Below are 22,633 nucleotides of genomic sequence, written 5' to 3' on the forward strand. Positions count from 1 at the left end.
TTAGAGAATTTTGTTCGTGCATCCATACGCTCCTACTTTACAGCGCGTTTTATTGTTTGGGCTGTTTTTTATCCTGATCTTTTTAGGATTTAACATCCTGAAGTACTTTATTGTACCTGTACTTTGGGCTGCCATTATTGCCTACATGACTTGGCCGATTTATTTAAGAATTCAGCATTTTTTTGGTGAAAACCGAAATAATTTAAATGCTACAGTTATGATTAGCTTAGTCATTTTAATTGTTGGCGTACCATTTACATGTGCTATTTTTATTCTACAACATGAAGGTCGCAACCTTTATTTTGATTTACAGCGTCAAGTCTTTTCAGGTCATTTAAGCGTTCCCGATTTTATTCGTAATCTTCCGTTTATTGGTAAAGAAATATCTCGTACACTCAACGAAATTAACACAGATCCTAATAGTACTATTCAGAATATTGCAGCTTGGGTACAAAGCCATTTAAGTTATGGGCGTGTGTTATTAAATGAAATTAGTAAAAATATCGTCAAACTTTGTTTTGCGATTTTAAGTCTTTTCTTCTTTTATCGTGATGGCCACACGATCTTAACCCAAGTGAGTAAAGCCTTGGAAATGGTGATCGGGCCACGTATTCATCATTATCTCGACACAATTTCAGAAACCACACGTGCCGTTGTGTATGGCGTGGGTTTAACTGCAATTGCTCAAGCTGTACTTGCTGGATTAAGTTATTTCGTCGCTGGTGTACCTAACCCAATGGTTCTCACCATTGCAACGTTCTTATTAGCCCTAATTCCGTTTGGTACTCCTGTTTCCTACTTAGGCGTTGGACTATGGTTGTTCTCTCAAGGTCAAACCATGGAAGCTATTGGCGTCATCTTATGGGGTGTGTTGATTGTAAGTAGTTCAGACAACGTGATCCGTCCACTTGTAATCTCTGGTGCGACTCAAATTCCGTTTTTATTGATTATGTTCGGTGTATTGGGTGGTATTGCAAGTTTTGGTTTAGTTGGTCTATTTATTGGCCCTGTTATTTTAGCTGTTTTATTAGCAATTTGGCGTGAATGGCTTCATGAGACGATTGACCCTGAACCCATGCCAAAAACAACCATGATTTATGATTCAGATGATGATTTACCGCCATCTAAAAACTAAGCTAATGATTTAAAAATATTTCAAGATACAAAGTGACTATTTAAATTAACTTGTAGGGTTCACGCACCTTTGCTTGAATAAAAAAATCAGATTTATAGTTATAAGGATATCTATAATGCCAGTATTTAATAAAATTGGTGCAGTATGTGCACTGACAGCTTTATTAACGGTCGGTTGTAGCACGGTAAGTAAGACTGTATCTGATACAGCCCATGCACTTACCACAATGCATACTAAAAAAGTGGTGGATGTTAATGAAGTGACAGCCAATGGTATAGGTAAAAAACTTGGTACGATCAGCTTTCAAGACAGTGATAAGGGCTTAATCATTACCCCTGCTTTAGCAGATTTACCAAGTGGTACTCGCGGTTTCCACATCCATGAAAATCCATCTTGTGCCCCTGCTGTTAAAGATGGAAAACCAGGCGCTGCTTTAGCTGCTGGTAGCCACTATAACCCTAACCAAGCCCCACATCATGGTACGCCAACTACCGGGCATTTAGGCGATTTACCAGCATTAGTCGTTGACAATACTGGTGTAGCTACAACTGCTGTTATTGCACCACGTTTAAAACTTGCTGACATTCAAGGTCGCGCTATCATGATCCATGCTGGTGGTGATAACTATTCAGATTCTCCTTTGCCTCTAGGTGGTGGCGGAGCGCGAATCGCATGTGGCGTAATCAAATAAATGCTATTTTTAAATTGTGGGTATCTAAAAAGATATCCACAATTTTGTTATTTTATTAAGCAACTTAGACTAATTAATTATTATAAAGTCTAAAAAAATAAACTGACTTTTTTAGACAAAACGCATAATATTTTTCAAGTAATAAAAATTTAAATACCAATTGTCACGTACCCTCTCATTTAGAAAAAAAGCCGTGAATAATCTGACTCAACTATTCAATCGTTTTAAAGCGAATTCAATTTTAATTTATTGCCTGCAAATTTTAATTGTACTCACAGGCACAACTTTAGGTTTACTTTGGTTAGGTCATAATGAGCTGATCGTTCCTGTGACTTTAGGTGCGATTGCTGCTGCACTTACTGATTTTGATGATCGCTTAAGTCTTCGTTTACGCAACCTGCTCTATGTCTGTCTACTCTTTTTTACTGTCAGCACTATTCTTGGTTTTTTAGCACCTTATAAATTTTTATTTATTTTATATCTTTCAATTTCCAGTGCTTGTTTCATTTTATTGGGAGCTTTAGGGCAACGCTACGCTACCATTTCTTTTGGTACGATTTTACTCTCAATTTATAGTATGTTTGGTTTAGGAGAATATGCACACTGGTACCAACAGCCTACTTATTTTGTCTATGGTGCGTTGTGGTACGGCCTAACTTCTATTTTATTTTTTATTCTTAAACCAACACTTCCTTTACAAGATAAACTTTCACAAATTTTTGAAGAAATTTCAGCCTTACTTCAAGCTAAAGCACGGTTGTTCGACCCAGATAATAAAGAAAATGTTGAACAGCTTTTATTTGAGTTATCACTACAAAATACACAAGTTGCGCAAAGTCTTAACCAAATACGCAGCTCTTTGCTAACTCGCCTTAAGGCATCACGAGTCAGTAATAAAAGTATTTACTGGTTAAACCTATACTTTTTTGCGCGAGATATACACGAGCAGGCAACTTCTAATTATTTACACTACGAGCATATCCAACAAAATTTTAGCCGTAGTGATCTCATTTTTCGTTTTCAGAAAAACCTACGCTTACAAGCTCAAGCTTGCCATGATTTAGCCCAATGCATTTTGCATAATCAACAATATCAGTCTTCTCAAGAAAGCCAAATTGGCCTAAACCATTTGGAAAGCTCTTTGAAAGACTGGATACAACAGCATCCACAAAATTTTGAAGTTAAAAATTTAAAGCTAATTTTTAATAATTTAAAAGGAATGCATGAACAATTTGAACAACTTCAATATGCTCAACCGTTTAATGAAACGCTAAGTCAAAACAAGCAAGAACATCTCAATTTACTAGATGATGATATTCAAGGATTTTCAGACCTTGTTTTAAAAATTCGGCAGCAACTGACGCCACAATCGGCCCTATTTAGACATGCAATACGAATTGCGGTTGTGTTTGCCGCAGGTTATGCCATTTCCCTCCTACCTTTTGCCCAACATGGTTACTGGATTTTGCTCACCAGTTTATTTGTTTGCCAAATTACTTACTTTGCAACCAAAAGTCGTTTAAAGCTTAGAACGATTGGGACTTTACTCGGCGTTTTATTGGGTATTCCCATTTTATATTTTGTTCCTAGTATTGAAGGTCAACTCATTCTTACCATTATTTGTGGAGTTAGCTTTTTCTACTTACGCCAGAAAAAATATGCGCTGGCAACACTGATGGCAACCTTAATGGTATTGCTCATTTTCAACTTAAAAGGTGCAGGTTACAGCATTATTTTACCTCGCCTAATCGACACCTTATTAGGCTGCTTTATTGCTTGGCTTGCTGTTAATTTTATTTGGCCAGACTGGAACTTCCGTAATATTCCAAACAATATTAAGAAAAGTAGCCAAGCCACCTTTGATTACTTCAATGTGATTGTCGAGCAATATCAGCATGGGAAAAATCAAGACATTGAATATCGTCGAATTCGCCGAGCTGCACATAACGCTCAAATTGAACTGTCGAATATGATTTCAAGCTTAAGTGCCGAGCCCAACCCAAATCCAGAGCTGATTCATTACGCCTTTCGTTATTTGGTTTATAGCCACAGCCAGTTGAGTTATGTCGCAGCATTAGGCAGCCAAAGACAAAAAATTGATGATCAACAGGTATTACAACTTTTACTGGATTGTCAGCAAATTCTTAAACAAAGTTTATTTGAACAAGCTTCGGTTAACTTTAGTTTTCTTGAACAAACTTTAAAGCAAATTCAAAGCTTAATAACTCACGAACATTTTTCAGAAAACTACACACTTGTCTTAAAACAGATGAGTTTATTATTAGAAACCTTGCCTGAACTCTTAAGCTTAAAAGGCAAACTTTTAGAGCATGAAATTAAATAGAATAAAAAATACCGGAATATAAATTCCGGTATTTTTTTAATGTAAGTCTTGTGCAACTCTTTCCTGCATTTCTCGTTTTAAAGCTAAACGTGGTTGAGTAAACCACAAGGCAATAAATGCAAAAGCAGATAAGACAAAAGCCCATAAATGAAATTGGGTGTAGAGGTAACGTACAAGCTCAATCATTGCAAAAAAGCTCGTCATCAATAGCATTGAAACAGCAGCAGCTACAGTTCCTTTTGACACTTCAGATGACATGAGCGCAAAACGGTACAATACTGAGAAGCTAATTCCTTCACCAAAACAAATGAGTGTCATACCTATTAGTAAGCAAGGAATTAAATAGGCTTGCCAGACAACACCTAATATTAAAATTAGCGTACCAGTGAGCATAATCGGTAAGCCAATTAAGACAGTTTTACCTAAAGCTAAACGGTCAATAATTTTAATTAAAACAATGTTGCCAACAATTAAACCTAAAAATACCGGGAACTGTGCTAAACCATATTGCACACTCGTTAGCATCAGTTCATCGACCAAAATAATTGGTGATAATGCAATCCAGAGCATAAGCGGCATACCCACAAGCGGTAAGGCCAACGTTAACCCAAGGAACTGCCGATTGCTAAATACCTTTTTAAAGTCATCAAAAAGATAACTAAAAGGCTGTTTGGTTACACTCACCTTATGACTAGGCATTTGTTTCTTTAAGCCAACCCAACTCAGCAGTGCAAGTAAAGCAATTGCCACAAAGCCCCAGTGCCATGAAACGTAGTCAATTAAGAAAGCTCCAAGTACAGGTCCTAGCAAGGGCGCAAGCAATGAGATATTTGCCATAAGTGCCATGACTTTAATCGCATCACGCTCGGCAAAATTTTCCTGAATTGCGGCATATCCCACTGCTGAAATTACGCTTAACCCAATACCTTGTAAAAAACGTAATGTCAGAAAGTGTTCAATTTGTCGCGTTAATAAAATTAAAAAACAGCACAAGGCAAAAAATAAAACACCAGACAAAAGTACTTTTTTACGGCCTAATCGATCTGATAAAGGTCCTAGTAACCATGCAACAGATGCACCACCTAATAAATAAAATGACATTGAAGACGGCGCCCAAGTTGCACTTACACCGAAATCTTCAGTAATTGCCAACATGGCTGGCTGAATCAGGTCATTACCAATATAAACCGCAAATTCAAATAGCACTAAAGCTAAAGGAAACATCAACGTTGTACGGTTCAACGCTGTCGTTTGAATATTTTTCATGAGTTTGTACCCTTCAAAATAGCGGCCACTATGTCTCAGCAACTACATATTGAAATAAATAATGTAGTCATGACGATGACAGTATGGTCAGTCAATCTTTAGTTAAGTTGTTATATGCCGTGAGAGTGCATGTTTAGAATGTGAAACACCGTATTCACAAGGTGTCTAAAACGAGAAAAAATGTATGACGTGAGATTCGGTAATTTTTACCATCTGGCATAATTGCCGGATGACACAATATCACTTTTCAAATTGATCATCAATCGGACAATTCCAACAATTTTAAATTCTATATTTTAATGATGACGAACTCATTTTTATATTGTGAATAACCCTAAAGTTATCCACATATTCAATAGAGATTCAGCTTTAAGGACAAGGATTAACTTGAAAGTCTGCTGTTTCCTCGCCTTTTGTACATTGATAACTTTGTTTTTTATTCACGATTTTCCAAACAGTCTGATCTTTTTTTAATAAATACTCAGTACGTGTTTTCGAAACAGCATCTTCACTCGGCTCTGTCTGCAAAATAGTGACTTGAGCATTAGAAGGATCCTCTAAGGCATTCATTTGCTGTGAAATACTTAAATTACTGGCATTATTTAAAAGATTAGGTTGATCGAGCAAAACAGCTTGTATCGGACTGTTCGCTTGAGGTGTAGGTGGATTTGTATTTGGTGTACAAGCACTTAGAATCAACAAATTACACATCATGAATAAACCAATCTTTTTCATACTCAACTCCACCACAACTTCACCTTGATGCTAAAGGCTACAAACAATTTTTTCCGTTCAACTTTGTAAAGTATTTGCCATTAAAATAAAGAAACCAGTATAAGGTATCAAACCAAGATTAATGATTTTTAATCAATAATATTTTTCCAATTACTACATTTTTCTTTAAGAGTAAGTTCTCTAAAGTATCGCTCAAGTTTAAGAATTGAATTAGAGTAACTCCCATGAGCAATATTTTAGTCATTAATGGTGCCAAACAATTTGCCCACTCAAATGGTGAATTAAATGACACACTCACGACATTAGCGACGAATCACCTGACTGAACTCGGCCACGAAGTAAAAGTCACTCGTGCAGATAGTGACTACAATGCTGAAGCTGAAGTAGAAAAATATTTATGGGCAGATGTCGTGATTTATCAAATGCCGGGCTGGTGGATGGGTGCACCGTGGACCGTAAAAAAATATATTGACGATGTATTTACGACAGGTCATGGTTCTCTTTATGCAAACGATGGTCGTAGCCGCTCTGATGCCTCAAAAAAATATGGTTCAGGTGGTTTAATTCATGACAAAAAATATATGCTGTCACTTACTTGGAATGCGCCAATGGAAGCATTTGACGATGCGGATCAGTTTTTCCATGGCGTGGGTGTAGATGGTGTTTATTTACCATTTCATAAAGCAAATCAGTTCTTAGGTATGAGTACCCTACCAACATTTATTGTAAATGATGTAATTAAAATGCCTGATGTAGATAGTTATGTGGAAGCATACAAAGCACATTTGAACACACTATTTGCAGCAGCCTAACCCGGAGAAAACCATGCTTACTATTATCGCGGAAATTCGTACTCAATCGGGTGGACAGCACCGCCAAAACGTATTGAATGCATTTCAAAAAATCATTCCAACTGTTTTAGCCGAAGATGGTTGTCATGGTTATGAACCTTTGGTTGACCACATTTCAAATGCGAGCTTCCAAAACAAAGACCCTGACATTATTGTGATGTTAGAAAAATGGGAAAGTGTGGCTCATCTTGAAGCACACTTAGCTACACCTCATATGCAAGCACATCATGAAGCAGTCAAAGACGATGTAGTTGACGTCAAAATTAAAATTTTAGAAAGCGGCGTATAATTTAAGAAATAAAAAAGACGATATATTTATCGTCTTTTTTATGCTTAAGAACAAAGCTGCGTCTGGAAACCTTTAGAACCTTTTCCTCTTGCACATTGGTAGCTCTTTTGCTTATTTTGCAATTGCCACTTTTCATCAACCAATTTAAATAAATATTCCGTCCGAATTGCTGAGACAGAATCATCCATTAAACCGGTTTGTATAACAGTAATGCGAGAAACAGTTGGGGATTCTACTCGGTTAAATACCTGCTGAACTGAAGTATTGTTATGCTCTTTTACAATCTCGGGTTGCGTTTTAAGAACTTGTTGCATTGGGGTTTCTGAGCCCACAAAAGGAATTAATTTACTTGTGGTCGCACAACCCGTCATAAGTCCAGCACAAAGTGCAGAAATTAAAAATAAACGTTGCATTTTCATCACCAAAAAACAAAAGGCATAGCTTTATGATGCTATGCCTTTGCCGGTTACTCTGTAGAAACTATGTAGTTCTACAAAATAGATCTAATTTAAAGATCGAATAATTTACCCGGATTCATAATACCTTTCGGGTCAAATACTTTTTTCAAAGCTTTCATATATTCAATTTCTTCAGCTGAGCGTGAATATTCCAAATATGGCTTTTTCGTCATACCTACGCCATGCTCGGCAGAGATTGAGCCATCGTATTTTTTAACGGTATCAAACACATATTTATTCACAACTTGACACTTCGCAAAGAACTCATCTTTGGTCAAGTTTTCAGGTTTTAAAATATTTAAGTGTAAGTTACCGTCGCCGATATGGCCGAACCAGCAAATTTCAAAGTCAGGATAGTTTTCTTGAACAATCGCATCAATTTCACGAATAAATGCAGGTACGTGAGTAATTAATACTGAAATATCGTTTTTATATGGAATAAACGGCGCGATTGATTCAGAAATATCTTCGCGTAAACGCCACAAGCTCTCTACTTGATCAAGGCTCTGGCTCATTACACCATCAAGTACCCAACCTTGTTCCATACAGTGCTCGAAAATCTCCATTGCTTTGTCGATAATCGGTTCGTATGGCGCTTCAAACTCAAGCAATACATAGAATGGACATTGAGTTTCAAATGGACGTTGAACATGACCACGGTCGAGTACTTTTTGCATTGCAAGCTCACCAAAGAACTCAAATGCAGTTAAGTCGATATCTTTTTGGAAAGCATGTAACACAGGCATTACTGCATCAAAATCAGGAACACCTAAAACTAAAACTTGTAGGTTTTGTGGTTGACGCTCAAGTTTAATTTCTGCTTCAGTCACTAAACCTAATGTACCTTCACCACCAATAAACAAATGCTGTAATGCATAACCAGTTGCATTTTTAATCATGCCTTTGTTTAAACGTAAAATGTCGCCCTTACCCGTCACTACAGTTAAACCGAGTACCCAGTTACGCGTCATGCCATATTTAATGACTTTAATACCACCAGCGTTGGTACCGATATTACCGCCAATCTGACTAGAACCCGCTGACGCAAAGTCAACCGGATAATACATACCCTGCTCTTCTGCATAATTTTGCAATTGCTCAGTCACAACACCAGCTTGTACACGAACCATACGGTCTGCCGGGAAGAACTCAAGAATCTGGTTCATTTTGTCCATGCTAATGACAATTTCACCATTGGTTGCTACAGCACCAGCAGAAAGTCCTGTACGTCCACCTGACGGTGTAATTGCGATATTAAACTGGTTTGCAAGCTTCACAACTTCCTGAACTTGTTCAGTCGTTGATGGAAAAACGATGACCGATGGGTTCGGATTAAAATGCTTGGTATGATCTTTACCCCAGTTTTCGAGACTATCAGCATCGGTTTTAATACGGTTTTCACCGACGATTGCTGTTAATTGGGTGAGTAACTCAGGTGTTAAAGCGACTGGAGCATTCATCGTTTGCAGACCTAGCAAGAAGTAAACTGTGGTGGGACTATGACCTCATATTTCTCTAGGTTTTCACCTGAGCAAAGCCATAATGTTCAAGGAACTCCTATATTCTACATGTAACAGCACAAGCGATAAAGTTCAGAATAGAGATACTGTCACTACAAAACATGTTTAACACCAATAAAACACTTTTTATAAGGCCTTAAAGGAAAATTTGAACCTCAACGTAGGCCAAGCATATTTTGTAATGCTCGACAAGCCATAAATGGAAGTGATTAGACATAGATAAAATTGCCATAAGGCGATGGTATAAACGAAATATCTATAGCGCTGCCCAGTATGTTATTATACCGCCACCAAATTTGGCCTTTGTAGCGGAGCCGTAATGAGCCAACATCTTTCACTACCTAAAGATAAAATCCGTTTCCTTTTGTTAGAAGGCGTTCACCAAAACGCAGTCGATACTTTAAACGCTGCGGGTTATACCAACATTGACTATCGCAAAACTGCTCTTGAAGGCGAAGCGCTTAAAGAAGCAATTAAAGATGCTCACTTTATTGGTATTCGTTCGCGTACCCAATTGACTGAAGAAGTTTTCGAAGCTGCAAATAAATTGATCGCAGTAGGTTGTTTCTGTATCGGAACAAACCAAGTAGATCTTAAAGCAGCGATGGCACGTGGTATTCCTGTATTTAACGCACCGTATTCAAATACGCGTTCGGTTGCAGAGCTCGTACTTGCTGAAACTATTCTTCTTCTTCGCCGTGTTCCTGAAAAGTCAGCGGCTTGTCATCGTGGTGGTTGGGACAAATCTGCTGTGGGTTCTTTTGAAACTCGTGGCAAAACTTTAGGTATTGTGGGTTACGGTTCCATCGGTTCTCAACTTTCAGTTCTTGCTGAAAGTATGGGTATGCATGTCATTTATTATGATGCAGTAACTAAATTACCAATGGGTAATGCTCGCCAAGTTGGTTCTTTAGATGAACTTTTAGCAACTGCTGATGTTGTGACTTTGCATGTACCAGATGTTCCGTCTACACGTAACTTCTTCACTAAAGAACAATTTGCAAAAATGAAAGAAGGCGCGATCTTCTTAAATGCTGCACGTGGTACATGCGTAGTAATCGAAGATTTAGCTGATGCAATCAAATCTGGTCACCTTGCAGGTGCGGCAGTTGACGTATTCCCGAAAGAACCAAAAGCAAATGGTGAAGAGTTCCAGTCTCCACTTCGTGGTTTAGACAACGTGATCTTGACTCCTCACGTTGGTGGTTCAACGATGGAAGCTCAAGCAAACATCGGTTTAGAAGTAGCAGAGAAATTTGTTGCTTACTCTGATAAGGGTATGACACTTTCTGCCGTAAACTTCCCTGAAATCGCGTTGCCATTGACAGCGGGTCAACACCGTTTACTACACATCCACAAAAACGTACCGGGTGTATTGTCTAAAATCAACAACTTGTTTGCTGAACAAGGCATCAACATTTCTGGTCAGTCACTTATGACTAAAGGCGACATCGGTTACCTTGTAATGGACGTAGATGCTTCTGCTTCTCAAGAAGCTTTAGATATGTTGCATGAAGTTGAAGGCACAATTCGCGTACGCGTATTGTTCTAATACAGACTGTAACTTTAAAAGCCACAGCATTGTCTGTGGCTTTTTTATAGGTATTTACATTATCATGTGAAAAGTATACCAATTGATCAAATAATAAAATGTCCAGTTCAAGCCAGAAATCCCAGCTTCATGCTTTGGGCTTTCTTATTCTTGCCATGTTAAGTGTCCAAAGTAGCGCATCCTTAGCTAAAGTCCTGTTTCAGAACTTTCCTGTACTGACTGTTTCTGCAATGCGTTTATGTATTGGGGCATTTATTTTGGCTTTCATTTTTCAGATCTGGAAAATTAATTTTAGTCAGGTCCGATGGAAAGCTATTTTGAGCTATGGCTTTGCTCTTGCTGGCATGAATGCTCTTTTCTATTTATCGCTTGAACGTTTACCCATTGGTATTGCGGTTGCATTTGAATTTATTGGTCCACTCAGTGTGGCCCTTTACCATGCTAAACAAAAATATGATTTTGTCTGGGTCACTTTCGCAATTATTGGCCTCATTTTATTATTTCCTTTTAACCAAGCACATAGTTTGGACTGGATCGGAGTCCTATTTGCGATGAGTGCAGGTGCTTGTTGGGCCCTATATATTATTGCGGGGCAAAAGCCTTCTGGTATCTCAGGTAACCATACAGTTTGTTTGGGCATGACTGTAGGTGCTTGTATACTTTTACCTATTACTTTTTTCTCAGGCTCTATTGGGCAAGTTATAGAATTACCATACTTTTTTTATTTTATTGGTCTCGCCGTTTTAGCCAGTGCACTTCCATTCTCTTTAGAAATGTTAGCTCTACGCAATTTAACACCTTTAAGTTTTGGAACATTGATGAGCCTAGAGCCAGCTGTTGCTGCACTTTCCGGTTTTATCTTCTTAGGTGAATACCTGTTATGGAATCAATGGTTGGCACTCGCCACTATTATTACTGCTTCTGTGGGTTGTACCATAACCACCCAAAGAGCCCGACAACAACGTGAAAAAACAGTAAGTTAATTCTGCAAAACCTGCGAGTTGAAACCCAGTATTGACTATAATGAATCACTCTTATTTTTTTACATATCAAATGAAGCGTTAAGGTACTTCCATGCAAAATCTTCCAATTATTGCTGTGCTCTATATGATTTTGTCGATGGTTTCGTATCAAATCAGCGCTTCATTTGCCAAGCAACTTATCGCGGCTTTAGATCCGCTTACCGTTACTATTTTAAGACTATGTTTTGCAGCAGTGATTGTTGCCGTTATGTTCCGTTCTTGGAAAATCTGGTCTCGTTTACCTTATTTAAAATGGCGTGATTTATTAATGTATTGCGCATCTTTAGGGTTAATGAATATCTTATTTTACACATCTCTTGGAAAATTGCCCCAAGGGATTGCAGTAGGTCTAGAATTTATTGGTCCATTAGGCCTAGCCCTAGTTTCTATCAAACAAAAGAGCGATTATATCTGGGTAGCTTTTGCCATGCTGGGTATTGCACTCATGGTACCTTGGCAAGATCCAACTCAACACCACTTTTCTTACGTAGGTGCAGCCTGTGCTTTAGGCGCAGGGCTTTGTTGGGCATTCTATATTTATTTTGGTCAAAAAGTTGTAACTCAAAATATAGGAATGCATGCCTTAACCATAGGGATTACCGTATCTGCCATCGCCTTATTACCAATTGGTATTTGGTATAATGGCCCAGCATTACTTGATACACAGTACTGGGGTAAAGCCTTACTTATTGCAGTTTTAGCGACTGCTATTCCCTATGCACTAGACCTAATGGCACTCAAACAACTTAATAAATTAACTTATGGCACCCTAACAAGTTTAGCGCCAGCATTGGCAGCATTAACAGGTTTCTTATTACTTCACGAAGAAATCAGCATGCTGCAATGGGTGGCTTTAGCTTGCGTAATGCTAGCTTCAATTGGGGTTACTTTAAGAAGTAAAACAGCATCATAGGTGTAGCTTATTGCTGTTTTTTATACTTTTTATATTCCTTTAAATATTTATTGCCTAGCGTTTCTTTTTCACTGTCTTTAAGAATTTTACCGGCTTGCTGAAAAAACTTATGCTCTTCTTCTTTTAAGTGGTGATGGACTTTTTCGCTCAACTGTTTAGCGGTTGCCAACCAACTTGGGCTACTCATATCCGTTTTTTCGAGTTGCTCGACCAATTCATCCATTTCATGATGTTCAGATAAAGCATGTCTCGTAATATCCAAACCGACATCATCAAACATTAAAGGGATATATAAATAACGGTCTTCGGCAACTGAGTGAGCATAAAGTTCGTTTTTTAATGCATCAAATAATTCTTTTCGTTCTTCGGTTAAACCATGTGTCTGGATTAATTGTTCAGAAAGGTTGCGTTGATTTTCGTGGCTTTCTCTTAATGCTTCGAAAATATTCATTCTCTTCCTCATTTTTAGTTAAAAAATCTTTTTTATTTCAAGGTTTATCGTACGGCAAAATTTATATTATTTAAGTAGCTTAAAATGAGACTATTTTTTACACAGTTTTCTTTCTAGTAAGTTTCTGTAATGTTTTTTATATTTCTAATTTTAAAAGATACATAAAAGTATGAACCACTCCTCAGGACAGTTCATACTTTTTATCTTATTTAACCTGTAACAAACATTTGATATCCCAAACGGCAAATCAGGATACTCACCAAAATTAAAAAGATAATACGTACAAAACCACTACCGTATTTAAGCGCGGTACGCACCCCAACAATAGAACCTAGCACGTTAGCCGCTGCCATCATTAAACCAATATGTAAAATAGCGTGCCCAGTTGGGATGAGGAAACTCAGCGCAGCTAAGTTAGTCATAAAATTACCGATTTTTGACAACGCCGAAGCATGTAAAAAATCGACTTGTAAAAAACGAATGAAGAAAAAGATAAAGAAACTACCAGTACCCGGCCCGAAAATACCATCATAAAAGCCAATCGCCAGACTACCAATACCAGCTAAAACGAGCATTTTCGTGGTAATTTTTTGCTCGGTATGGACTTGCCCGAAGTTCTTTTTAACTAGGGTATAAATCGCAATCACAATCAACATCACGAAAACGAAAGGACGCAATACCGATTGAGGGATAAGCGACAAACAAGCTGCACCAGCGAAAGAACTAATCAAGGCACAAATGGCAATAACGGCTAAAAGCTTCCATTGCAACTTTACTTTTTTAGCAAATGTATAAGCTGCCGATGCCGTACCAAAAATGGATGAGACTTTATTGGTACCAATCACCGTAGCAGTCGACATGTTCGGGAAAGTGCTCATGATCCCGGGAATCTGGATGAGTCCGCCGCCACCAACAGCAGCATCAATTGCTCCCGCAGTAAACGCAAAAAAGATCAAACTAAGGATAACATCCCATTCCATGCCCATGTTTTATACTCTACATCTACTACAAATTTAAGATACGTTTAGGTACCAACCGTCTTTTATCGGTAATTTCAGCTAAACCTAGACAGCGTTCACCCGAAAAAACCAACACTTCTGCTTCTGCAGAATGATCAATATTGCTTTCTAGACCGTTACAAAAATATTTTTCCCGTCCTTCGGGAACCTGAATTTTTAAGAAATGGTCAATTGGAGCATATACGGGCAGTAGCAAAGCTTCCCTTTGCTCTTCCGTTAAGCTTTCCAAATATTCAATGGTATAACTTGGGATGAGTTCAAAATGTCCAGTTTGAATACGGTGAAGCATGGTTAAATGACCACCACAACCAAGTGCCTCACCAATATCTTCACCTAGCACACGAATATATGTTCCTTTAGAACAAGTTACATCTAAAGTGATACTATTTTCAGTAAATTCAATAAGTTCTAAAGCATAAATCGTAACTGGGCGCGCCTCGCGCTCAATCTCTATACCCTTTCTGGCCAGCTCATATAGTGGCTTACCTTCTTTTTTTAATGCCGAGTACATCGGTGGAACTTGTTGAATATCGCCCCTAAACTTTTCTAAAGTTTGCTCAATAAGCTCTTTGCTAAGAACCGGGATAGGACGTTCTTGTAAAATGTCGCCTTCAACATCACCTGTTGTTGTAGTTTGGCCTAATCGAACAGTAGTTTGATAACGCTTTGTCGAGTCCAGCAAGTAATGTGAGAATTTAGTGGCCTCTCCTAAACAAATAGGAAGTAAACCGGTTGCTAATGGATCTAATGCACCAGTATGACCCGCCTTTTGGGCACGGTAAAGCCAACGCACTTTTTGCAAAGCAGCGTTAGAACTTAGCCCTAATGGTTTATTTAAAAGAAATACACCACTGATATGGCGACGAGAAATTTTTTGATTTTTTGTCGTCATTTTTACTGGAACACAAAGCTAGAGAAAAGTGCCGACATGTTAGCAAATTCAGCAAGATATTTTCATAATATTTAGGTGCCTTTTCACTTATTTTATGGCACATTAATGATCGAGTAAAAAAACAACAAATGAAAACTTAAGGAAGATATCTTTATGCAAAGGATGCAGAAAAAGATATGGTGGTGTGTGCTCGGATTTTTTATTTTGAGCCTCATCGCATGTGTGTATTGGCTAAGCCCAGACTCGGAAAATACTTCACCTCAGCCAAATCAGGATGAAGCTAGGTTGGTAGCTACTTCACAATCTACTTTAAATTCACCATTAAACGAAAATACTTATTTGAGTAAAAGTCAGCAAGATACTCAAGTTAACTGCCAATTAAAAATTGATAGTTCACAGCATTTAGTTGTGAATAGCCAAACCCGTGACTGCTTTGAATATTTTATTACGCAGTATGGCGAGAGCAATTTACAACAAGTTAAAACTCATTTTGAGAAATTTATACAAGATCAGTATTTAGAACCAGCCCGCTCACAGATTATTGATTTGTGGACGCGTTATTTAAAATACCGTGAGCAGCTTGCACAAATTCAACCGCCTCAATCTAAACAACAAGATCAAAATTATTTTCAAAAGATCTTCATTTCAATTCAAGATATAAGAAAACGTTTCTTCTCTGCCTCTGAAATTGAAGGGTTATTTTCAACAGAAGACATTTATCAGAACTACACATTAGATCGCATGAAGATTTTAGAAGATTCATCTTTAAGCGAAATTGAAAAAGCTAAAAAACTCAAAGAGCGCTTTGAACAATTACCAGAAGACTGGCAAGAAAACCTACAAGAACTCTCAAAGCTTGATGATTTACACACACTGACCAAACAAATTAAAGCTCGCAATGGTTCAGCAGAGGAACTTCGGCAAATGCGTACAGCACTTGTTGGAGCCGAGGCAACTCAACGATTAGAAACTTTAGATATACAGCGTAATGCGTGGCAACAGCGAGTGACTGGCTACTTAAATCAACGTGATGAAGTCCTACATAGCAATATGAGTGACAGCGCTAAAAAACAAGCTATTCAACAACTACGCCAACAACAATTTAGCTCATCGCAAGAACAGCTTCGTCTTAGAACTTTTGAAACAGTCCATGACCAAGGAGGTGAACTACCCTTTAACTACTAGGCTTTTCTATTTCAAAGTGAGCCAAACCTTATCCAGCAGTAGAAGCTGCTTCTCATACAAAATAAAAATAGTGAGTAAAAAATGAAAAGGAACTTAATATTTTTCTGTGCTGCAATACTCTCAGGACTGAGTGTTTCAGCAACCCATGCCACAAATGCAGAGCAAGTCAAAAGCTCATTCGTCTATTCAACTTATGCACAAACCAAATATCCATTGGTTTTTAACCATGGTATGGCGGGTTTTAACCGAGTTGGAACAGATGTTAGCGGCAATGTAAAAATGACCCCCCAACAGCATTTGAAAATTGACCCCCTTGGTTAATATAGTGGTCTTTTTGGACTGCTCAACATGTTAACTTTGGAGCAAGCAGTGACAATCCAAATACTTCATCAACAAGGTCAATCTATTAAGGCAATTAGCCGCGAACTCGGTATTTCTAGAAATACTGTGCGTAAATATTTACGATCTCAAGTAACACCTAAATATCAACGAACACAATCTAAAGTGAGTATTCTTGAGCCTTATAAACCGTATTTAATCAAACGTGTAAATGCCGCCGATCCAGAATGGATACCGGCTGCAGTGTTGTATCAAGAAATCTTGCAAAAAGGCTACACGGGGAAAATTAGAACACTACAAAATTATCTCAATACATTAAAGCCAACTAAACAACCAGAGCCGATTAAGCGATTTGAGACTCAACCAGGTCAACAAATGCAGGTTGATTTCACAAAAATTCGACGTCATCACACCACATTAAAAGCATTTGTTGCAACTTTGGGATACTCTAGAGCAACCTTTGTTAAGTTTTATGATCATGAACGTTCTGATGCATGGATTGATGGCTTAGAAAGTGCTTTTCAGTTCTTTGGTGGTGTTCCTAAAGATGTATTATTTGATAATGCTAAGGCCATTATGATTGAACGTGATGCTTATCAAGATGGTCAACATCGCTGGAATGCTAAATTACTTGATTGTGCTAAGAAATATAACTTCCGACCACGTGTTTGTAAGCCATATCGTGCGCAAACAAAAGGTAAAGTAGAACGCTTTAATAGTTATTTGAAATCAAGTTTTATCGTGCCATTAAAAGCAAGTTTAAAGGTGGTTGACCTTAGCTTAGATGTTGATATGGCAAATGCCTATATTGGTCGATGGCTTAGTGAAACAGCAAATCAACGCATTCATGCAACAACTAAAGAAAAACCAAGTACTCGTTTGCTTGAAGAACAACAATATTTTTCTTCATTACCTTTATTTAATGATGGTTCTAAAAAATCTGTAATTGATGATGTTAGCCCATCATCACTCATACCTCATGAGAGTGTTCAACACCCCTTATCAATCTATGATGAATTACTGGAGGTTTCTTAATGAATTTACAGTATGAGCGTATTGAACAGCTTTGCCGTCAGCTTGGTCTACAAACAGTGGCATCACAATGGTCACATCATGCACAACAAACCTTAGCAAAGGATGGCAGTTATGCAGATTTCGTTGAAGCTATGCTATTACATGAATACACAGCCAAGCAGCAACGTAGTCAACAGATTCTTTTACAACTTTCAGGTCTTACTCAAATCAAAACGTTGGAGGCTTATGATTTTAATTATGCTTTAGGTGCTCCAAAGTCGCAGTTGCTTGAACTATTTAATTTAAGCTTTATTCCAAGAGCTGAAAATGTTGTATTTATTGGTGCAAGTGGTGTTGGGAAAACACATCTATCAATGGCTTTAGGCTATAAGGCAATTATGAATAATATTAAGACTAAGTTTATTACTGCAGCTGATTTAATGTTGCAACTTAGCCTAGCTTATCAACAAGGTAAATTAAAAAACTACATGCAACGTGTTGTACTTGCTCCAAAGTTATTGATTATCGATGAAATAGGATATTTACCATTTGGTCGTGAAGAAGCAAATTTATTTTTTAATGTTATTGCCAAGCGCTATGAAAAAGGCAGTACGATTTTGACCAGTAATTTACCATTTAGCCAGTGGTCTAAATCATTCGCAGATGATGTTACTTTGACAGCAGCAATGTTGGATCGTTTATTACATCATTGTCATGTTGTACAAATATCTGGGGAAAGTTATCGTCTAAAAGATAAAAAGAGAGTAGGAATTCAACCACAAATTGAGTCTTAATAAATCATCAAAGGGGTCAATTTTACTTTGCTGTTTTAAGGTAAAAGGGGTCAGTTTTAAATTGCCGTTGACACAGATACGCTTGGTCTGGACTACTGGTATCAGATTCTTCCTGATCTTGCGCGTAACGGAGGAAATGTCTGGGCAACAAGAGTTTCACCGTTTAACTCAACTGAAGTTCGTGGAGAACAACTTGCCCAACAAGTAGAAGAAATTATTGCCATCACCGGAAAGCCTAAAGTCAACTTGATCGGACATAGCCACGGGGGACCTACAATTCGCTATGTCGCTGGGATCATGCCTGAAAAAGTCGCTTCACTTACTACTATTGGTGCACCTCACAAAGGATCGCCAATGGCAGATGTCATCCTGAATGTTGAGGGTACTCCTCTATCCGGACTGGCAACATTAGTAAACTGGTTTTCCGCAGCAATTACTTGGGCAGGAGGTCTAGACCCAAATAGTTATCCGCATGACTCCTTAGCAGGTGCCCACAGTTTATCGACTCAAGGCTCTGCACAGTTTAATTCTCAATTTCCAATGGGTGTTCCTACCACGTCTTGTGGTGAGGGTGCTTACCAGGAGAAAGGCATTTATATGTATTCATTCTCTGGTAATAAAGCGCTGACGAACCCATTAGATCCATTTGATATAGCATTGACAGGAAGTAGTCTAGTGGTTGACCCATTTGGGGATAATGATGGGCTTGTGTCTCGATGCAGTGCCAAATTTGGTAAAACTATTCGTGACGACTATAACTGGAATCATTTAGATGAAGTCAATCAGGTCATGGGAATACGTTCTATTTTTGCAGCAGACCCTGTCTCGGTTTACCGTCAACATGCTAACCGTTTAAAACTTCAAGGGTTATAAGCTTTAAAACAAAAAAATGCGCCAAAAGGCGCATTTTTTACTCGCTATAAGCTTACGCTTTACGAGCTGGTAATTTTTCACGAATACGTGCAGCTTTACCAGACAAGTCACGGAGGTAGTAAAGTTTAGCACGACGAACGTCACCACGACGTTTCACTTCGATTTTAGCAACAACTGGTGAGTGAGTTTGGAATACACGCTCAACACCAACACCGCTAGAAATTTTACGTACTGTGAACGCAGAGTTCAAACCACGGTTTTTCTTAGCGATTACAACACCTTCAAATGCCTGAAGACGTTCACGGTCACCTTCTTTTACTTTAACTTGAACAACTACTGTGTCACCAGGAGCAAATTCAGGAAGGTCAGTTTTTAACTGTGAATTTTCAATAGCTTGAACTAAAGGATGTTTACCACTCATTGTGGGAATCTCCAATATGTGCGGAGTCAGAAGAGGCCTGAGTTTCCGCTGGGGATAGAGGCTAAAGCGCATATCAACCCGTTTAACTTTCCCTTTACGACAACCGTAAAGAGCCTTAAGTACACATAAATCTATAAAAAATAGACTTATGCTTTAATTCGAAGCAAAGCTTCTCATCTTTTGCTCAGAAAAACACAGGGGATGTGCTTACCCTTGTTCATCTGACAGCCATTTTTTTTGCTGCTTAGTCAACGTAACCTGTTCAATCAACTCAGGTCGACGCTCTAAAGTTCGTTGATAACGCTGCAAAAAACGCCATTTCTCAATATTGGCATGATGTCCCGATTTTAAAATTTCAGGAACATCTAACCCTTCAAACTGGTCTGGCTTAGTGTATTGCGGACAATCCAAAAGACCATCTACAAAAGAATCCTGTATCGCTGATTGCTCATCTGACATTACATTCGGCAAACGGCGAATAATACTATCAAGCAACACCATGGCAGGTAGTTCACCACCAGATAAGACATAATCTCCAATTGACCATTCCTGATCAACATAATGCTGGATCAAACGCTCATCGACGCCTTCATAACGCCCACACAATACAATTAAGCCATCATAATCGACGAACTGCTGTACTGCCTGTTCATTTAAAGTTTTGCCTTGTGGAGACATATACACCACAGGTACATGAACACATCCTGCTTGCGAAGCAAGTTGTTTGGCATGGTTAATTGCTTTTGCCAAAGGCTCCGCCATCATCACCATACCAGGGCCACCACCAAATGGACGTTCATCCACTCTTCGGTAATTCCCTTCAGCAAAATCACGTGGATTAATACAAGCGACTTGTACTATGTCACGTTTTGCTGCACGCCCGCTAATCCCGTAGGCTGTAATCGCTTCAAACATTTCAGGAAAAAGCGTAATGACTGCAAAAAACACCGCAGACTCCTCTATTTTCCTGCTGCGTTAATCCTATAAAAAGGATTAATAATCTACGCCCCAATTGACGTAAATGCGACCAGCTTCAAGATCAACGCGTTGCACCACATCTTTATGCCACGGGATCATGCGTTCTTCTGAATCAATGCTGTCTGGTGTAGCGCGTACAACCATCACATCATTGGCTCCAGTTTCAAACAACTCATGAATTTGCCCCAAGTTCACTTCCTGTTCGTCGTCATCAAGACCTAACACTGTTAAGCCTTTCAAATCTGACCAGTAGTACTCATCTACATCTGCTTTCGGCAGTTGAGATTTAGCAATCCAGATATTAGCGCCAACCAAGCTTTCTGCTCCTGTGCGATCACTCACACCTTTTAGAGCAACAACCAGGCCTTTGCCATGTGGTTTCCAACGTTTTACATCAACGATTTGCCAACCGGCCTTGGTTTCAATGTACCAAGGCAAGTAGTCAAACATATTGCTCATGGGTTCTGTATTGGAATACACCCAGAGCCACCCATTTAATCCATAAGCTGAACGTAACTGTCCAATCTGAATACGATCTTCGGGAACATTCTGTGTTGGTGTCATGGGCTACCTACTACAATAATTATGCAGTAGCTTTTTTAGCTTGAGCAGCCAAAGAAGCAACACGTTCAGAAGGTTGAGCACCTTGAGAAACCCAGTGAGCAAAACGGTCTGCGTCTAAACGAAGTTTTTCTGCTTGACCTTGTGCAGTTGGGTTAAAGAAACCGATACGCTCGATGAAACGACCATCACGTGCATTGCGGCTATCAGTCACAACGATTTGATAGAATGGACGTTTTTTTGCGCCGCCACGTGCTAAACGAATAACAACCATGATAAAAGCCTTATAATTCTTACGGATTATCCCTGCGCCGACCATCGGCAACACTTCAAACCCCTTTCATAGAGGGCGACATTCTACGTGATTTTCACCCTGAAAGAAAGATTAAATTTTGAGTTATCCGCAGTTTTGAATTTAAATCACTCTGTCCAACTTGATGAAGCCGATAGTGCACAATCTGTAGCACCTTTTGCCCAAAATTTTTGCCCTTGATCATTTAAGCAAATAATTCCATCACCAGCTTGTGAAGTACTAGCGATTGGTGTTGCCGTAAGCACCCATGTCGAATCGTTTAAAGTAGTAAAAGCTAAAGTATATAAAGCTTTGCCCTGAAGAGGACTCACATTAGAGCCATAAATTGATTGTATAGTTGCATTTGAGGGATAATGGTTATTCACCATTTTTTGAGACTCTAAAGTCTGCGCAATATTCATCATTTCGGATTGAACAGCAGTACGATGTCCTTTACGCAAATATTGTAAATATGAAGGGGTGGCTATAGCCGCTAAAATTGCAACTATTGCTACCACGACCATAATTTCAATTAAAGAAAAACCATTCTTCACTGCCAAACCTCACTGTTCGTTTCACATGTATTACAAGTAGTCGTACCACCACAATCATTATCAACGGCTGTAACTGTTAAACTTTGACAACGTATACCTGAATTTTTAGCAATAAAATTAAAATTTCTCGAATCTGTTGTGGTTGCTCTAATTACCCATGTTTGACCATTAGCAGCAGAATTTGTTAATAAATTACCTGTGGTCGTATCATCAGTAATTTGAATCGTATATCCCCCGCGAGGTAGGGTTATAGAGGTTGTGGTAAAACCCCTATAAGTAAAATTTCTTGATTTATGCTGTTCTAATTGTTCAGCTAATTTCAAAATTTCACTTTTAGCCGCAGATGCAGTAGCTCTACGGCTATAACTTTGATATGAAGGGATAGCAATTGAAGCAAAAATAGCAACGATAACAATCACGACCATAAGCTCAATCAAGGTAACCCCCTGATTGAACCGTAGAATAGAGTATTTATTCATAAGCT

The 22,633-nt window shown here is 38.5% G+C and carries 24 protein-coding genes and 2 pseudogenes; 13 read left to right on the forward strand and 13 right to left on the reverse strand.

Annotated elements, in window-relative coordinates:
* The first annotated feature begins 16 nt into the window (after positions 1-16).
* From EGS71_RS10855 to yccS, 3 genes are all read left to right on the forward strand, one after another.
* The gene (locus EGS71_RS10855; RefSeq protein WP_000553809.1) at positions 17-1,135 is read left to right on the forward strand and encodes an AI-2E family transporter; all 1,119 of its coding nucleotides are present in this window, start codon (positions 17-19) and stop codon (positions 1,133-1,135) included.
* 115 nt (positions 1,136-1,250) lie between these two features.
* Positions 1,251-1,826 (forward strand): superoxide dismutase family protein, encoded by a 576-nt coding sequence (gene sodC, locus EGS71_RS10860; protein WP_001143890.1) that lies wholly within the window; start codon positions 1,251-1,253, stop codon positions 1,824-1,826.
* Between the two features lie 193 nt (positions 1,827-2,019).
* Positions 2,020-4,170, forward strand: coding sequence for a YccS family putative transporter (gene yccS / locus EGS71_RS10865; RefSeq protein ID WP_001061806.1), 2,151 nt, complete (start codon positions 2,020-2,022; stop codon positions 4,168-4,170).
* 36 nt (positions 4,171-4,206) lie between these two features.
* Here yccS and EGS71_RS10870 read toward each other — a convergent pair whose 3' ends face one another.
* Together EGS71_RS10870 and EGS71_RS10875 are read right to left on the reverse strand one after the other, a co-directional pair.
* Positions 4,207-5,436, reverse strand: coding sequence for an MFS transporter (locus tag EGS71_RS10870; protein ID WP_025464981.1), 1,230 nt, complete (start codon positions 5,434-5,436; stop codon positions 4,207-4,209).
* 369 nt (positions 5,437-5,805) lie between these two features.
* Complete coding sequence (locus EGS71_RS10875) at positions 5,806-6,171, reverse strand: hypothetical protein (RefSeq protein WP_002010886.1); 366 nt, start codon at positions 6,169-6,171, stop codon at positions 5,806-5,808.
* Positions 6,172-6,395: 224 nt separating this feature from the next.
* Here EGS71_RS10875 and EGS71_RS10880 point away from each other — a divergent pair, with 224 nt between their 5' ends.
* Complete coding sequence (locus EGS71_RS10880) at positions 6,396-6,983, forward strand: NAD(P)H-dependent oxidoreductase (protein WP_000065452.1); 588 nt, start codon at positions 6,396-6,398, stop codon at positions 6,981-6,983.
* 13 nt (positions 6,984-6,996) lie between these two features.
* A complete protein-coding gene (locus EGS71_RS10885) occupies positions 6,997-7,311 on the forward strand; it encodes a putative quinol monooxygenase (RefSeq protein ID WP_000955560.1) in 315 nt (104 codons plus the stop codon).
* A gap of 44 nt (positions 7,312-7,355) precedes the next feature.
* Here the strand turns inward: EGS71_RS10885 and EGS71_RS10890 are convergent, their stop codons facing one another.
* Entirely contained in the window at positions 7,356-7,724 is a 369-nt protein-coding gene (locus tag EGS71_RS10890) for a hypothetical protein (protein ID WP_001189305.1), read from the reverse strand.
* Positions 7,725-7,819: 95 nt separating this feature from the next.
* On the reverse strand, positions 7,820-9,229 hold the full coding sequence (locus EGS71_RS10895; protein ID WP_000993504.1) for an FAD-binding oxidoreductase: 1,410 nt from the start codon (positions 9,227-9,229) through the stop codon (positions 7,820-7,822).
* Between the two features lie 379 nt (positions 9,230-9,608).
* Here EGS71_RS10895 and serA point away from each other — a divergent pair, with 379 nt between their 5' ends.
* From serA to EGS71_RS10910, 3 genes are all read left to right on the forward strand, one after another.
* Positions 9,609-10,841, forward strand: coding sequence for a phosphoglycerate dehydrogenase (gene serA / locus EGS71_RS10900; protein WP_000077814.1), 1,233 nt, complete (start codon positions 9,609-9,611; stop codon positions 10,839-10,841).
* Between the two features lie 98 nt (positions 10,842-10,939).
* Positions 10,940-11,824: an EamA family transporter gene (locus EGS71_RS10905; protein ID WP_000099319.1), complete on the forward strand. Its 885-nt coding sequence runs from the start codon at positions 10,940-10,942 to the stop codon at positions 11,822-11,824.
* Between the two features lie 91 nt (positions 11,825-11,915).
* On the forward strand, positions 11,916-12,776 hold the full coding sequence (locus tag EGS71_RS10910; protein WP_002010923.1) for an EamA family transporter: 861 nt from the start codon (positions 11,916-11,918) through the stop codon (positions 12,774-12,776).
* Between the two features lie 7 nt (positions 12,777-12,783).
* Here EGS71_RS10910 and EGS71_RS10915 read toward each other — a convergent pair whose 3' ends face one another.
* The 3 genes from EGS71_RS10915 to truB form a co-directional block, all read right to left on the reverse strand.
* Positions 12,784-13,227 (reverse strand): hemerythrin domain-containing protein, encoded by a 444-nt coding sequence (locus EGS71_RS10915; RefSeq protein ID WP_001019905.1) that lies wholly within the window; start codon positions 13,225-13,227, stop codon positions 12,784-12,786.
* A gap of 209 nt (positions 13,228-13,436) precedes the next feature.
* The gene (locus EGS71_RS10920; protein WP_000525222.1) at positions 13,437-14,213 is read right to left on the reverse strand and encodes a sulfite exporter TauE/SafE family protein; all 777 of its coding nucleotides are present in this window, start codon (positions 14,211-14,213) and stop codon (positions 13,437-13,439) included.
* Positions 14,214-14,232: 19 nt separating this feature from the next.
* A complete protein-coding gene (gene truB, locus EGS71_RS10925) occupies positions 14,233-15,138 on the reverse strand; it encodes a tRNA pseudouridine(55) synthase TruB (protein WP_000208696.1) in 906 nt (301 codons plus the stop codon).
* Between the two features lie 153 nt (positions 15,139-15,291).
* Between truB and EGS71_RS10930 the strand changes: the two genes are divergently transcribed.
* The 5 genes and pseudogenes from EGS71_RS10930 to EGS71_RS10955 form a co-directional block, all read left to right on the forward strand.
* Complete coding sequence (locus EGS71_RS10930; RefSeq protein WP_002010673.1) at positions 15,292-16,323, forward strand: lipase secretion chaperone; 1,032 nt, start codon at positions 15,292-15,294, stop codon at positions 16,321-16,323.
* A 114-nt stretch (positions 16,324-16,437) separates the two neighbouring features.
* Positions 16,438-16,593 (forward strand): annotated as a pseudogene (locus tag EGS71_RS10935) (triacylglycerol lipase); the annotation flags it as partial.
* Between the two features lie 78 nt (positions 16,594-16,671).
* On the forward strand, positions 16,672-17,697 hold the full coding sequence (gene istA, locus EGS71_RS10940) for an IS21-like element ISEc57 family transposase (protein WP_002009888.1): 1,026 nt from the start codon (positions 16,672-16,674) through the stop codon (positions 17,695-17,697).
* Positions 17,697-18,470, forward strand: a complete 774-nt coding sequence (istB, locus tag EGS71_RS10945) for an IS21-like element ISEc57 family helper ATPase IstB (protein WP_001053381.1) — start codon at positions 17,697-17,699, stop codon at positions 18,468-18,470. Before istA ends, istB begins: the two co-directional genes overlap by 1 nt.
* 66 nt (positions 18,471-18,536) lie before the next feature.
* Positions 18,537-19,343: pseudogene (locus EGS71_RS10955) on the forward strand (alpha/beta fold hydrolase); the annotation flags it as partial.
* A 52-nt stretch (positions 19,344-19,395) separates the two neighbouring features.
* Here the strand turns inward: EGS71_RS10955 and rplS are convergent.
* The 6 genes from rplS to EGS71_RS10985 all read right to left on the reverse strand — a co-directional run bounded on the left by rplS (position 19,396) and on the right by EGS71_RS10985 (position 22,628).
* A complete protein-coding gene (gene rplS / locus EGS71_RS10960; protein ID WP_000014562.1) occupies positions 19,396-19,764 on the reverse strand; it encodes a 50S ribosomal protein L19 in 369 nt (122 codons plus the stop codon).
* A gap of 207 nt (positions 19,765-19,971) precedes the next feature.
* A complete protein-coding gene (gene trmD / locus EGS71_RS10965; RefSeq protein ID WP_002010920.1) occupies positions 19,972-20,712 on the reverse strand; it encodes a tRNA (guanosine(37)-N1)-methyltransferase TrmD in 741 nt (246 codons plus the stop codon).
* Positions 20,713-20,757: 45 nt separating this feature from the next.
* Positions 20,758-21,306, reverse strand: coding sequence for a ribosome maturation factor RimM (rimM, locus tag EGS71_RS10970; RefSeq protein ID WP_000189236.1), 549 nt, complete (start codon positions 21,304-21,306; stop codon positions 20,758-20,760).
* A gap of 19 nt (positions 21,307-21,325) precedes the next feature.
* Entirely contained in the window at positions 21,326-21,577 is a 252-nt protein-coding gene (gene rpsP / locus EGS71_RS10975) for a 30S ribosomal protein S16 (RefSeq protein ID WP_000260334.1), read from the reverse strand.
* Between the two features lie 146 nt (positions 21,578-21,723).
* Entirely contained in the window at positions 21,724-22,149 is a 426-nt protein-coding gene (locus tag EGS71_RS10980) for a type IV pilin protein (RefSeq protein WP_002010944.1), read from the reverse strand.
* Positions 22,146-22,628 carry a type IV pilin protein gene (locus EGS71_RS10985; protein ID WP_002010622.1) on the reverse strand — a complete coding sequence of 161 codons (483 nt, stop codon included), beginning with the start codon at positions 22,626-22,628 and terminating at the stop codon, positions 22,146-22,148. Before EGS71_RS10985 ends, EGS71_RS10980 begins: the two co-directional genes overlap by 4 nt.
* Positions 22,629-22,633 lie beyond the last annotated feature (5 nt).

The organism is Acinetobacter sp. FDAARGOS_559 (assembly GCF_003940475.1).
In the GTDB taxonomy this organism is placed as follows: domain Bacteria; phylum Pseudomonadota; class Gammaproteobacteria; order Pseudomonadales; family Moraxellaceae; genus Acinetobacter; species Acinetobacter baumannii.

What these genes read in the sequence shown, in the direction of transcription:
- sodC (WP_001143890.1), top strand. Translation starts at nt 1,251, where the DNA reads ATGCCAGTATTTAATAAAATTGGTGCAGTATGTGCACTGACAGCTTTA.
- EGS71_RS10870 (WP_025464981.1), bottom strand. Translation starts at nt 5,436, where the DNA reads ATGAAAAATATTCAAACGACAGCGTTGAACCGTACAACGTTGATGTTT.
- EGS71_RS10875 (WP_002010886.1), bottom strand. Translation starts at nt 6,171, where the DNA reads ATGAAAAAGATTGGTTTATTCATGATGTGTAATTTGTTGATTCTAAGT.
- EGS71_RS10880 (WP_000065452.1), top strand. Translation starts at nt 6,396, where the DNA reads ATGAGCAATATTTTAGTCATTAATGGTGCCAAACAATTTGCCCACTCA.
- EGS71_RS10885 (WP_000955560.1), top strand. Translation starts at nt 6,997, where the DNA reads ATGCTTACTATTATCGCGGAAATTCGTACTCAATCGGGTGGACAGCAC.
- EGS71_RS10890 (WP_001189305.1), bottom strand. Translation starts at nt 7,724, where the DNA reads ATGCAACGTTTATTTTTAATTTCTGCACTTTGTGCTGGACTTATGACG.
- EGS71_RS10895 (WP_000993504.1), bottom strand. Translation starts at nt 9,229, where the DNA reads ATGAATGCTCCAGTCGCTTTAACACCTGAGTTACTCACCCAATTAACA.
- serA (WP_000077814.1), top strand. Translation starts at nt 9,609, where the DNA reads ATGAGCCAACATCTTTCACTACCTAAAGATAAAATCCGTTTCCTTTTG.
- EGS71_RS10905 (WP_000099319.1), top strand. Translation starts at nt 10,940, where the DNA reads ATGTCCAGTTCAAGCCAGAAATCCCAGCTTCATGCTTTGGGCTTTCTT.
- EGS71_RS10910 (WP_002010923.1), top strand. Translation starts at nt 11,916, where the DNA reads ATGCAAAATCTTCCAATTATTGCTGTGCTCTATATGATTTTGTCGATG.
- EGS71_RS10915 (WP_001019905.1), bottom strand. Translation starts at nt 13,227, where the DNA reads ATGAATATTTTCGAAGCATTAAGAGAAAGCCACGAAAATCAACGCAAC.
- EGS71_RS10920 (WP_000525222.1), bottom strand. Translation starts at nt 14,213, where the DNA reads ATGGGCATGGAATGGGATGTTATCCTTAGTTTGATCTTTTTTGCGTTT.
- truB (WP_000208696.1), bottom strand. Translation starts at nt 15,138, where the DNA reads ATGACGACAAAAAATCAAAAAATTTCTCGTCGCCATATCAGTGGTGTA.
- EGS71_RS10930 (WP_002010673.1), top strand. Translation starts at nt 15,292, where the DNA reads ATGCAAAGGATGCAGAAAAAGATATGGTGGTGTGTGCTCGGATTTTTT.
- istA (WP_002009888.1), top strand. Translation starts at nt 16,672, where the DNA reads ATGTTAACTTTGGAGCAAGCAGTGACAATCCAAATACTTCATCAACAA.
- istB (WP_001053381.1), top strand. Translation starts at nt 17,697, where the DNA reads ATGAATTTACAGTATGAGCGTATTGAACAGCTTTGCCGTCAGCTTGGT.
- rplS (WP_000014562.1), bottom strand. Translation starts at nt 19,764, where the DNA reads ATGAGTGGTAAACATCCTTTAGTTCAAGCTATTGAAAATTCACAGTTA.
- rimM (WP_000189236.1), bottom strand. Translation starts at nt 21,306, where the DNA reads ATGACACCAACACAGAATGTTCCCGAAGATCGTATTCAGATTGGACAG.
- rpsP (WP_000260334.1), bottom strand. Translation starts at nt 21,577, where the DNA reads ATGGTTGTTATTCGTTTAGCACGTGGCGGCGCAAAAAAACGTCCATTC.
- EGS71_RS10985 (WP_002010622.1), bottom strand. Translation starts at nt 22,628, where the DNA reads ATGAATAAATACTCTATTCTACGGTTCAATCAGGGGGTTACCTTGATT.